At 64.5% G+C, this 11,995-nt stretch carries 7 protein-coding genes; 2 read left to right on the forward strand and 5 right to left on the reverse strand.

Annotation, left to right across the window (positions count from 1 at the left end):
- Positions 1–58 precede the first annotated feature (58 nt).
- From tssM to tssK, 3 genes are read right to left on the reverse strand one after another with little or no spacing between them, the layout of a single operon-like run.
- On the reverse strand, positions 59–3,625 hold the full coding sequence (gene tssM, locus U1R88_RS16695) for a type VI secretion system membrane subunit TssM (protein ID WP_322432241.1): 3,567 nt from the start codon (positions 3,623–3,625) through the stop codon (positions 59–61).
- A complete protein-coding gene (gene icmH / locus U1R88_RS16700) occupies positions 3,625–5,100 on the reverse strand; it encodes a type IVB secretion system protein IcmH/DotU (RefSeq protein ID WP_322432242.1) in 1,476 nt (491 codons plus the stop codon). Before icmH ends, tssM begins: the two co-directional genes overlap by 1 nt.
- Positions 5,101–5,111: 11 nt before the next feature.
- Entirely contained in the window at positions 5,112–6,446 is a 1,335-nt protein-coding gene (gene tssK, locus U1R88_RS16705; RefSeq protein ID WP_322432243.1) for a type VI secretion system baseplate subunit TssK, read from the reverse strand.
- Between the two features lie 301 nt (positions 6,447–6,747).
- Between tssK and U1R88_RS16710 the strand changes: the two genes are divergently transcribed.
- Positions 6,748–7,296, forward strand: coding sequence for a DUF1036 domain-containing protein (locus U1R88_RS16710; protein ID WP_082979501.1), 549 nt, complete (start codon positions 6,748–6,750; stop codon positions 7,294–7,296).
- 18 nt (positions 7,297–7,314) lie between these two features.
- The gene (locus tag U1R88_RS16715; RefSeq protein WP_322432244.1) at positions 7,315–9,774 is read left to right on the forward strand and encodes a M23 family metallopeptidase; all 2,460 of its coding nucleotides are present in this window, start codon (positions 7,315–7,317) and stop codon (positions 9,772–9,774) included.
- Between the two features lie 35 nt (positions 9,775–9,809).
- Here U1R88_RS16715 and tagH read toward each other — a convergent pair whose 3' ends face one another.
- Together tagH and U1R88_RS16725 are read right to left on the reverse strand one after the other, a co-directional pair.
- Positions 9,810–11,138 (reverse strand): type VI secretion system-associated FHA domain protein TagH, encoded by a 1,329-nt coding sequence (gene tagH / locus U1R88_RS16720; RefSeq protein ID WP_322432245.1) that lies wholly within the window; start codon positions 11,136–11,138, stop codon positions 9,810–9,812.
- 146 nt (positions 11,139–11,284) lie between these two features.
- The gene (locus U1R88_RS16725) at positions 11,285–11,839 is read right to left on the reverse strand and encodes a DUF6931 family protein (protein WP_068284281.1); all 555 of its coding nucleotides are present in this window, start codon (positions 11,837–11,839) and stop codon (positions 11,285–11,287) included.
- Positions 11,840–11,995: the final 156 nt, after the last annotated feature.

Genomic DNA, 11,995 nt, shown 5'->3' on the forward strand with positions numbered 1-11,995 from the left:
AGCGTTTTCCAGGAAGGTTGATAGACTTTCGCTTAAGAAAACGCAGCAAAACAAGGGATTATAGATCCGACGGACAGGCGAATTTGAGTTGCGACAGGATGGTGAAGGGGTTGTCGAGAGTGTCGAAGGTCAATTGATAGGTGACCTCGCGGCCGCCGACCACGAAACGGGCCGTCGCCTTGTTGCCGGATTGGCGCATATCACCCTTCTGCAGCAGGCGATACAGCGCCCAGCCGCCGGTGAAGCGCAGCGCAGGCGAGGTGCCGTCGCTCTCAGGCATGGTGATCGAGGCGGTACCGTCGGGCGAGCGGCCCGGCCATTCGAAGTCCCCGCGCGAGACCACGCCGAACGGGCTGTCGAGCTTGGTGCCGTTGACCTCGAAGCTCACCGAGGCGGTCTTCTGGCTCATCGACTGCGTCACCAATGCGAATTTCACATTGGGCGAGGTACCGCGCCCGCTGAAGAAGGCTTCCTTGATACGCGCCGCATTCTGGAACTGGCGCAGCGTCTCGGGCGAAAGCGCCTGGCTGAACTTCGAGTTCTGCTTCCAGCCCCAGCTTGCGCCGGAAGTATCCACCAGTCCGGCCAGCTTTTCGCGGAAGAAGGTGTCGAACACCCCGTTCGGCCCGAACAGGCGGCCGAATTCGCCGATCGGCACCTCCTGCTTGCTGCCGGGCGAGAAGGGATATTTGTTGCCGACGATGTTGAGGCATTCGCGGGTCACCGAGCCCTTCAGGGCATCCTTGAGGTTATCGACCTTGTCGCCGATGATCTTCTGCTCGAATTCCGCCATGGCGTCGCGGAACACGATGTCGAAGGGGGTCTCCAGCCGCGACGAGCTGGTGGCGATGGAACCGAGGAAGGTCTGCATGTTCTGCCGCGCCTGCGCGGCACGTTCGAAGTCCTGCTCGTCGATCAGGCTCTGGTAGAGGCCCTTGAGCTGCTCGACGAGGAGGTCGATCTGGCTCTTGTCGCCGTTCTTGCGGACAAGATCGTGGTAGCGGCGGAAATGTTCCTGGATGATGGCGCCCGGCACGAAGGGCGCCTCGACATTGCCGCCTCGGCCGGCGGCCTTCTTGGCGGCGTCGAGGCCGATCGCCGCCATGTCGTCGAGCTTGCTGCCGGCAGCTCTGGTGACAGCCTTGGTGGCGGCCTTCACCGCAGCATCCTTGAGCTTGCCGCCGACATCGCCTTCGGCCCCCTGCCGTGCTTCCGTCAGCCTGGTCTGCGCCGAAATCGACTCAAACAGGAGCTTGATCGGCGAAGCGGCGCCAGTGGCGGCCCGCAACGTGGCATAGCCCGGCTTGTCGGCAGCGAAGCTGTTGAGCTTGAGCTTCCCGAGCGCGGCCGTCCACGCCTTGATGAACTCCTGATCGTAGATGCGGTAGAGATCGGGGCCAAGATTGGCATATTGCTCGTCGATGGCCTGCGTGCTGCCGGCTTCGCCCAGGACCCAGCGCTCGTTCTGCAAAAGCGTGATCACCGACTTCATCTTGTCGAGGAACAGGGCGTAGAAGCCGTCATAGGTGAACAGCGACTGGACACCGACACTCTCGATGGGCGAACCGTCATTGGTGCCGAAGACGACGGCAGCATCGGGGCCGGCATTGCCCGCCACGGTCCAATCCCTGACGCTCTGGTCATGCGCGGTCGACTTGATGATGGCGAAGGCGCGTTCGGCCAGCGACAGCCGCGTCAAGGCCACCTGGCTCGACTTGACGAGATCGCCATTGAGGGCGATCGGGCGCGGCGTGCCCTCGATGTTGAGCATGGCATCGAGATGCTGGCTGAGACTGTCACGTGCCGCCTTGTTGGGCTCGCCCGGATAGAGGCTTTCCCAGTCGCCCCGCATCCAGCCCTCGATCAGGGCGGTGTCCACGGGAATGGCGGGGTCGCCGCCCAGCATCATATAGACCTTGAGGGGCTCGTAGAGCTGTTCGGGCTTGTCCTGCAGGTCGGCCAGCCGTTTTTCGAGATGGAAGAGGATGCGCGGCCGCAACAGCCGGTCCAGCCCGTCGCGATAGGCTGCGACGCTTGCCGTGCCGATGCGCTTGTGCTGGCCGAGCCCCAGCGTCTCGCTGATCTGCGGCTCGGTATCGAGCTTGTCATAGCCCCAGGGAAAGTCGCGCAGCCTGTCGAGCGGGCCGATGATCTTGGGAAAGTCGGCGTCATCGACCGGGTCCTGCTTGAGCAGCGCCGCCGTGTCGCTCGCATAGGCGGCCGAGGCAGCATCCGTATGGTCGATCAGGGACTTGTTGCCGTAATAGCTGGTGAACCAGCCCGCAAGCGCCACCAGCGTCACGCCGGCGACCAGCACATAGCCCGAAGTCTGCAGAAGGAATCGGCGGCGTACCGCGGCGGCATTGGTCGAAACCCAGCCGGCTTCGCCGAACACGACCTTGGTCAGCAGATGTTCGAGGAAGAAGCTCTTGGCACGTCCGGAATAGGCGAGGCTGGCGCCGGCCTGCAGCCCGAGGTCACGCGACAGCGAGCCCAGAAGCTGGTCGATCGGCGTGCCTTCCTGGGTGCCGGAGGTGAAATAGAAGCCGCGCAATGCCGCGCTGGTCTGGTAGCGCGTCGGCTCGAAGATCTGGCTGAGGAAGCGGGTGATGGTCGGCTTCAGCGCGGCAAGCTGGGACGGCAGGCCGGTGAGCCGCACGCGAGAAACCGGGTCCGGTTCCTCCTGCAGGCGATCGGGCAGTTCGGCGCTCAGCCGCGAGACGAGGAGGTCGATCTCGGGCCCGACATCGCCGACGCGGTTTTCCTTCTTGTTCTTGGTCTGGAAGGTGGCGCCCCAGACGTCCTTGCGCTCCTCGGGATCGAGAGTGCCGAAATATTCCATGAAGCCGGCGATGAGGTCGGCCTTGGTGAAGACGACGTAGACCGGAAAATCGACCTGCAGGCGGTTGTTGAGTTCGGCCAGGCGCTTGCGGATGGCGACGGCATGGGCGCCGAGCTCGGCCTCCTTCATCGACAGGAGATCGCCGATCGAGATGGCCACGAGCACGCCGTTGATGGGCTGGCGCTCGCGATGGCGCTTCAAAAGGTCGAGGAAGGAGAGCCAGCTTTTGCGGTCGGCTTCGGTGTCGGAATCCTGCGTGGTGTAGCGGCCGGCGGTGTCGATGAAGACGGCATCCTCGGTGAACCACCAATCGCAATAGCGCGTGCCGCCGCTGCCGGCGATCGGGCCGGTATGGGCGGCCAGCGGGAATTTGAGACCGCAATTCATCAAGGCCGTGGTCTTGCCGGCGCCGGGCGGCCCGACGATGAGATACCAGGGCAGTTCGTAGAGGAAGTCGCCCTTGGTGCGGCGCGAGCCTTTGAGCGTGAGCAGGGCGTCCCGCATCTTCTCGGCCAGCACGCCGGCATCGGAACCGTCATCCTCCGGCTCCTGCACCGCGATGTTCTCGGCGAGCGCCCGGGCCGATTGTCCGTGCTTGTAGATGCGATAGGCCAGCCAGCAGAAGTAAACGGCCAGCAACAGGCCGATCAGCGCCAGCCGCAGCCAGGGACTGTCGAAGGGCTCGATGCCGCCGACGGCAACCAGCGGCAACACGAGCCAGATTACCGCGCACAGCGCGATGACGGCCAGGAAGCTGACGATGAAGATGATCCAGCGCTTCATCACATATCCTCGCGCGGGATGAACACTTCGACGCGCCGGTTCTTTGACCGGCCCTCGGCCGTATTGCTGAGATCGATCGGCGCTGTATCAGCTTGCCCCGACGTCGTCAGGCGCTTGGGATCGGCGATGCCGCCGACCAAGATCTTCTCGACCGCCTGCGCCCGCTGCTCGGAAAGCTGCTGGTTGTCCTTGTAGCGCAGGGTGGCGCGTACCGGCGTGTTATCCGTATGCCCGACGATGCGGATCTGGCCGGGCTCCTTGTCGAGTGCCGCTGCGATATGGCCGATGACGGGCACGGCATCCGGGCGCAGGGTGGTGCTGCCCTTGTCGAACAGGGAATCGTTGAGGAGGCGTACCACGATGTCCTTGCCGGAATAGTCGGCCGAGGCCTTCTTGGCGGCGATGTCGTCCTTCAGGCGCTCGCGGATGCGCTCGAGCTGGGTGGTGACCTTGATCGGCGGAGGCGGGGGCGGCGGCGCCGGAACGGTACGATAGATATGGATGTCGCCATTCGGATGCAGGGCCAGCAGGCCGGCACTCGCCGTATCGGACATGCCGCCGAGCAGCCAGCGGAACACCAGGAAGCTGAGAAGGAGCAGGCCGGCGGCGACGGAGGTGATCGCCCACAAGGGCACGGTCCGCCGCACATAGGCGGCGGCAATGTCCTGCCCCCGCCAATGCGGCGAGATATGGTCCGTCACCCGCGCCTCGCGGGCGCGCAGGGTTTCGTAGAGGTCGCGTCGGATCTGCTGATGCGGAACGTCGCCGCCGGCGACCCGGTATTTGCCTTCGAAGCCGAGCGACATGCAGGCATGCATCAGACCGAGCAGGTTGTGATTGATCTGCGGGTGCTGACGCAGCTTGGCCAGCTCGTCGAAAAAGCCGACGCCGCTGTCGCGCACCTGGAAATAGCGGCTCAGCATGCTGTATTGCGTCCACAGATTGCGGTCCGAACTCGGCAGGTTCTGCACGATGTCATCGGCGGTGGCGCAGACCGCATATTTGGCGGTGCGCACCTGGGGCTCGGGAATGCCGCGCGCATTGAGTTCGGCCTCGAAGGTCTCGATACCCTGCGCCACCGTGCTCATCATCGGCGCGACCTGGGGAACCTGCCGGGCGATGCGGATATTGGCGAGCACCAGCAGCAGGGGCATGGCGGCTTCGAGGATGGGATTGGGCCCGCCGGTCCTGTCGCTGACGCCGAGCGCTTCGAGGTCCACCGTGGCCGGGCCGATCGGCAGGGCCGGCTGGGCCCGCGGCGTCTCGGCTAGGGATTGGTAGGGTTGGCCCAGAGAGGGCTGCGGCGTTGCGGCCCCTGCCGCCACGCGGGGCCCACCCCAGATATCCTGCGCTGCCGCAGGGGTCCCGCTGGGATAAGGCACACCCTGGCCGTCACGCCGGCCGCCCGGATTGGGCTTGATCACCGTCTTTTCGGAGTCGGGGTTAGACCCGAACGGGCCCTTGCCGTTCGTCATGTGCCCACATCCTATTTCACGTCTTCCTTGACGACCCACAGATTGAGCTCAAGCCCAGGCCAGTCGCCGGAAAAATGCATGCCGATGCCGCTCGCCGTGCTGAATTCCGGCCAGAGCGGCGACATGCGGTCGAGCGCGAAATAGACGTGACTGGTGATCGCCCGGATCTGCGCCGGCGGCGTCGGCAGATGAATGAGCCCGATGCCGGGAAGGTGGGCGTGCACGATCTCGTTCATCCGCGTATTGGGACCGACCTTGAACAGAGCCGGGAACTGCGTCTGCAGCTCGGTGAGCGAACGCTGCGCCGCCACTTCGAGCACGAAGGTCGAGGCCCGGAACAGATTGCGGTCGGTCACGGTCGCCAGGAAGGCGTTGGCGGCCTTCTCCACGATCTCGAGCCGGATGGCGCGGCTGATGTCGACGCTGAGGAAACGCTGAATGTCGGCCAGCACCGGGGCGAAGGTGGTGCCGGGATTGTCATGGTCATAGGCCGGATAGTCGTTGGCGCGCCGCTCGCGCGTGGAATAGGTCGCCAACTCCCCGGCCAGACGCAACAATTCCACATAGAGCCGTTCGGGATGGGTATATTTCGAGCGGCGCATATGCCGAAGCGCCGGAATTTCGCGGTTGAGCATCTGCAGTACGAAATAGTCGACGCTCTGCATGCCGCCGCTGGAGCGCGGGTCCGAGGCAAAGCGCGCCAGTTCGTCGAGCTTGGTCTCGACCCAGCCGATCACGCGGTCGAGCCAGCCGGTAACCGCGGCATGGGCCGCGACCACCAGCACGGGCGGGGCAAAGCGCTCGTCGAAGACGATGGTCTTGTCGTTGACCTCGACGATCCGGGCACAGAGCATGCAGACGAAGCCCGGCTTCGGCGTCCGGCGGATCTCATAGCTGAAGCGCGGTACGGCGACGTCGATCTCTTCCTCGATCTGCAGGGCGGAGGAAGCGTCGATCAGCGTCTCCGATTGCACGACATAGCGGCTGCCGCTTTCGCTCTCCGGCTCGTCGACCTCGCGGCTATTGGGCTGGGCCATGGGCATGCACAGCCAGACGAACAGACCGGCGGCATTTTCGGGCACCATGGCGGGCGGCGGCGGCGGGCAGTCGCCGGGGAAGCGAAACGGCGTGCCGTCCGACAGGATGCCTGCAGCACGGCGCAGGCCGAACTTGCTTTGCTGCGCCAGGTCGCGATCGATCTCGATTTCGCTGAAGCCCCAGGGATAGGGCGTGATCTGGCTGGTGCGGCCCTCGAGCAGATGTTCGAGATAGCGATCGCCCTGCTGCAAGTGATGCGGCCGGAGGAACAGACCTTCCGACCAAGCGACTTTGCTATACCAGGACATCGATCAGCCGCCCGAAGGATTTGGTTGTGTGATTGTCAGGCTCGGCAATGCTGTCGCAAGGCCTCGCCAAAAAACGTTCGGCCGTTGCGCGAGCAAATTCTCTCGGCTTCTTGCGAACTGTGCCATATGACCTGAGGAAGTCAAGCGATCCACCGGCTTACATCGACCCTACCACTGTAGTCTAGAACAAGCGCCCGGCTCTCGCCTCCCCCATTGTGAGGTAGACAGAAAGAGGTGCGGCAGATACGAAATTTGTATTCGCGTGCTACAATCGATCGGTGCTCTCGAAGCTGTTCCCCCAATGTCTGCGGATGCGAAGGCTGAGGCGTTTTGCGATGTATTGGAAATACCAAGCATCGCCAGGACGCCTCGAAACAAGAAATCAGAGAAAAAGGGCGTTTTGGCCAGAACGCGCTTCGCCCTGGGCTTTGCCACGGTGCCGTTTGGCTTGGCCCTGGGCCATGTCGACCAGGCCGAAGCGGCTTTTCGAGTGTGCAACCAATCGGTCACTCTGTACAATGTCGCGATCGGCGCCGAAATAGACAAGAAATTCGCCACCGAAGGCTGGTGGACATTGCCAGGCAATACTTGCGTCACGCCGATCAAGGAAGATCTGTCCGACCTCAAGCTGAGATATGTCTATATCTACGCGACGACCGCGACAGGCGACAGCGCATTCGAGGGAAACTGGGACATGTGCGTCGACACCAAGCGCTTCAAGATCGAAAAGGTGCAGGACCAGCCCTGGGACTGCTGGGTGCGTGGTTTCGTACAGGCCAAGTTCAAGGAGGTCGACACCGGCGATACCGGCTCGTGGACAGTCTTCATCCGCCCCGACGATAAACCCTGAGCGTGGCACGCCCCCGCCATGGACGACAAGACAGTCATAGCTGGGCAAGCACCCTCCGATCCAGCGGATCCCTCCCGGCCAGCCGCGGCGACGCCGCAGACCGAACCGGCCGGGGAAGATACCAATGCCACCATCATCGTGCCGGCCAAACCTGCCGCACGAAGCGCGAAGAAGGCTGCCAAACCTGCCGCCGACAACGCCGGCCCGCCCGGTAGCGCGCCCAAGGTCACGGACACCGCCAAGTCAGGTCCATCTGCCGCCCGCCCCGCGGGCGTGCTGGTTTATCTCACAATGACTGCCGCCCTCCTGTTTCTCGGCCTCGGCTCGGCCGTGACCACCATCTATCTGCTTGCTCCCGACCGAGCCCGCCAACAGGTCACGGTGACGGACAGCGATCTACAGGCCAGCCTGGTTCCAGTGCAAGGCGAGGACAATGAAGCCGAAGACGAAGCCCTGATCCGGGCTGCGATCAAGCCGCGTATCATCGATCTCAGCGGAGATCCGGTGATCGTGCCCCAACTCGCCGACGCTCCACGCCAGTTGATCAAGCTGGCGAGCGATACGCAGCGCAAGGCGGCTGGTAGCCTCGGCATCAAGAACGAGGTGTTCCGGCTCAAGGACGTGCTGGACCTGCCCACCCCGCAATCGCAAGTCGCGGTGCTGGGTTCGCAGGAGGACATCGCCATCGCCCAGGAGGCGCCCGCCAGTAGCGGCGCGGCGGACAGCGAAGCCGGCGCCGATGCCAGCACCGGTTCCTCCTCGATTGCGGCTTCGAGCACGAGCACGGGCGACCGTGTCGCGGATTTTGCTCAAAAGGCCAAGGCTCGGATCCGCCTCGCCGACGCGCTCAACAATCTCGGCCTGGATACCCAGCGGGCCGGTGCGGCCGGCGATGCCTTCAACACCTTCTATAACCGCCCCATGCTCGAGGCCGACGACCGCTATGTGGTGCGCGCGGTTGCCCTGGACGGCGATCCCAACCGCATGCAGCCGGTGCAGGTGTCGGTCTATGCCAAGACCGAGCTCGTCGGCTCCATCGCCCTCAACGATGTCGGCACCTATGTGCGTTCCGAAGATCCCTGGTATCGGCGCGATCCCTTCGCGGCGCCGCTGGCGCCCGTGCAGGTCGATCCGGAGAACCAGCCGCGCCTGCTCGATGCGATCTATCTCACGGCGCTACGCAACCGGCTGCCGTCGCCGGTGATCGGCGAAGCGATCATGCTGCTGTCGCGAGCCCAGGACCTGGAACAGAAGGTGCAGCCGGGCGATACGATTTCGCTGATCTACTCGCCTGCCCCCCGGGATTCCAAGCAGGGCCTCGGTCGCATCGTCTTCGTCAGCATCGGACGCACCACCGGCAATCTCGATTGCTATGTGATGCAACCGCAAGTCGGTGCCCCCTTCGAATGCGTGTCGTCGGCGGGGCAAGGCAGCCTGCCCGACGGCGGCGGCATGGTCACGCCGGTCAACGGCGTGATCGTCGCCAGGTTCGGCCCGCAGGGCTCCGACAATTCGGCCGCGTCCATGAATTACGGCGTCGATTGGACGGCCCCGGTGGGTTCGCCCGTGGTCGCCGCCTATCCGGGCAAGGTCACCGCAATCGGCGAGGAAAGCGGCTTCGGCACGGTGGTGCGTCTCTCCCATGACGACGGCAAGACTTCGATGTATGGCTATCTCGCGCGAGCGGCGACCGGGCTTGCCGTCGGCGCCAGCGTCCAGGCCGGCGAGGCCATCGGCTATGTCGGCACACCGGCCTCCAGCCGCGAGCCGCGCCTGCATTTCGAGGTTCGCAACAATGGCGTACCGGTCGATCCGGTCGCCGACAGCCAGGTGAGCGCCGCCACCACCGCCAGCGCCACCGCTGCCACCAGCACCGCCGGTGGCGCCAACGGCACTGTCGACCAGTTCGTCGGCCGCATCATCACCATCGAAAGCGGCAACAAGTGCAATGCCGCCAATCCACTCTCCACTGCGGTCGGGCTTGGCCAGTTCATCGAATCGACTTGGATGACCACCATCCGCTTGCATCGCCCGGATCTTCTGGTCGGCCGCAGCCGCCAGGAGGTGCTGGCGATGCGCACCAATTGCGACCTCGCGCGGGCGATGACGACAGCCCATACCCGCGACAATGCCGCGGTGATCCGGCAGGCAGGCCATGCCGTCACGCCTGGCAATCTCTATCTGGCGCATTTCCTCGGCTCGGGTGGGGCGGTGAAGGCGCTCCGAGGCCCGCAGAACAGCCTGATCTCCGACGTGTTCGGCGCCGCCCATGTGCGGGCCAACCCCTTCGAGCAGGGCAAGACGCTGAGTTTCCTGATCGCCTGGGCGGCCAAGAAGATGGGTGCGGCGGTCGCGGGCACTTCGACGCCATCGCAAGATACGGGCACCACCGCGGTCAACAACGAACCGCTGGCGAAATTCGCCAGCGATCCCGCCTTCGCCGCACTCAAGAGCTCCGTGCTGTCGCTGCTACAGTGATGCGGAGTGCCGACTCGTCCCGATGCAGGCCTGCCTCACGAATGCCGGTTCCGGTTCGAGGCGCTCAGCTTGTCATATTGCTCGGCATAGAGCTCCAGGAAGGCGCCGAGCATGCCGTGTTCACGCCGGCCGACCCTGGCCGCCCAGCGCTCGGCATAAAGCTCCCAGTAATTTCCCTTGCCGGAAAACAGGGATTTCTTGGCATCCGCCGCCGTCTTGATGGCATCGGGCGACAATTCGTCGAAGAGTTCGGTCAGGGCCGCCTGCATCGAGGCCAGGAACGCGACCTGATGCATCTTGAGGTCGCCGAAGGCGTTCTCCAGTGCGGCCTTGCCGTCGAGATAGCCCCGCGTCCGCGGCCCGAGCATGACCCGCAGGGCCTCCTCCGGGGTGGGCATGAACTTCAGCGGGTTGTTGTCCTCGGCGCTGATCATCGTGCGGTTGCCGGCGCGCGACAGCGCCTTGGCCTCGGCCCGCGCCCGCAGCAACGCCATCACATGCAGGCAGGCGATATTGAGGAGTCGCCCGGCATCCTCTGCCAGGTCGCCGGCATCGACCCCGCCAAGGATGTTGTCGGGAATGCCGGCGCCAGCGGCAAAGCGGCGAATGAATTCGGCCGCTCCGACGTCGCCTGAAGACGGAGCCTGGACATTATTCGCTACGGCTGGCTTGGGGGCCTCCACCGGATCCCTGGGTTTGACCACGACCGGCGCCGCCTCTTCCGTCGCCGGTTCGGCCTTGGCGGGCTCGACCGGCCGAGGATCCTCGCTTTCCCACAGCGCTGCGGCCGGTGTCGACGTCGGAATGGCCGGCATCGGCAGGGAAGGTCTAGGCTTGCGGATCGGCTCCGGCTCCTCGAGGGGCGGCGGCACGTAGGCGGCCTGGTGCAGGAAATCCGGCCCGCGGTCGGCCTCGCTCAGCGGCGGCAATAACTGGCTCGCATCGATGGGCGGTGGCGCCTCGTGCGGGCTGTCCCAGATATCCGCGCTTGCCAGGGACGGGTTCGGGCTCGAACTCGGCGGCGGCGGAGCCGGCTGCACTGGCGCCTGCGGCAGCTTGATCGATACCGCCAGCACATAGTCGCCCACAGCCAGCCTGTCGCCATCGGCGAGACGGTAGGGGCTTTGCAGGCGCTTGCTGGCGCCGTTGAGAAAAGTACCATTGGTCGAGGTATCGGTCAGCCAATAGGCGCCGTCGTAGAAGCGCACTTCGCAATGCTTGCCGGAGATCACCCGGTTGCGGTCGGGCAAGGTCCAGTCGAGATGCTGGTCGCGCCCGAAATCGAAACCGCGCCTGTCGATCGCAAACTCCAATGGCCCGCCATCGGGCAGGCGATCAAAGTTTTCGATCCTGAGTGTCAGCATGGCGGTTGCAACGTCCTGTCACGTCATGAGGCAAACGATAAATAAAGCGTTTTGTGGAAGAATTGATAGGCCCTCCGATCAAGAAAACGCGCCAAAACAGAGGCTTAGAGCTCAATAGGTTTCCGGGAAATCGCGCCTTGCCACGGTCAGGAACCGCCGCGGCGCAGCAGCGCCACGGCATCGCCGACCAGATCCTCCATGCCGCCAGCCTGCTTGGCCATGGGCAGGCCGGCAACCAGCAACGTCAAGCCGACATTCACGGCGTGGCCGGTCAGATGCGGTGGCGGCGGGACCGGTTGTTCGGGATTGGGCGACAGGCTGCCTCCGCTCCAGCCCGCCGCCAGGGCAGCCCAGGCGAAAGCGCCCTTGTCGGGATCGTCCATGCCGGCATCGAGGGCCGCGCGGCGCGTGAACTCAATGGGTTTCTTCAGCCAGTCCTCGACCAGGCGGAGCAGGTTGGTCTCCGCCGCGCTCGGCGGTTGCTGGCGCTGGCGCAGCGCCAGGCTCAGCCATTGCACGGCTTCGCGGCGTGGCAGCACGAAGGCGCAGAACGCCATGGCCTTGCGCGCGCCGCCCTGTGCCAGCAAGGCTTCGATGAACGCGAAAGGCTCAAGGTCGAGATTATATCCGGAAAACTCGCCATCGAGATTCGGGAAGGCGTCGATCACCTGCCTGGCCGTCGAGAACCGAAGATGCTTCATCTCGTCTCCTGCGACCGTTCGAATACAGACTCTTGGCTTACGGTCACGCCTCGGTATCGCATCACTTCGTGCTGCGATACGTGCTCAGCCGCACCTTGCGAACAAGTTGTGGCCGGGATGACACGAGTGAGCCAACAAGACGGCACCATTCTCAGC

The organism is Labrys sedimenti (genome assembly GCF_034424805.1).
Lineage (GTDB): Bacteria > Pseudomonadota > Alphaproteobacteria > Rhizobiales > Labraceae > Labrys > Labrys sedimenti.

What these genes read in the sequence shown, in the direction of transcription:
- tssM (WP_322432241.1), bottom strand. Translation starts at nt 3,625, where the DNA reads ATGAAGCGCTGGATCATCTTCATCGTCAGCTTCCTGGCCGTCATCGCG.
- U1R88_RS16715 (WP_322432244.1), top strand. Translation starts at nt 7,315, where the DNA reads ATGGACGACAAGACAGTCATAGCTGGGCAAGCACCCTCCGATCCAGCG.
- tssK (WP_322432243.1), bottom strand. Translation starts at nt 6,446, where the DNA reads ATGTCCTGGTATAGCAAAGTCGCTTGGTCGGAAGGTCTGTTCCTCCGG.
- tagH (WP_322432245.1), bottom strand. Translation starts at nt 11,138, where the DNA reads ATGCTGACACTCAGGATCGAAAACTTTGATCGCCTGCCCGATGGCGGG.
- U1R88_RS16725 (WP_068284281.1), bottom strand. Translation starts at nt 11,839, where the DNA reads ATGAAGCATCTTCGGTTCTCGACGGCCAGGCAGGTGATCGACGCCTTC.
- icmH (WP_322432242.1), bottom strand. Translation starts at nt 5,100, where the DNA reads ATGACGAACGGCAAGGGCCCGTTCGGGTCTAACCCCGACTCCGAAAAG.
- U1R88_RS16710 (WP_082979501.1), top strand. Translation starts at nt 6,748, where the DNA reads ATGTCTGCGGATGCGAAGGCTGAGGCGTTTTGCGATGTATTGGAAATA.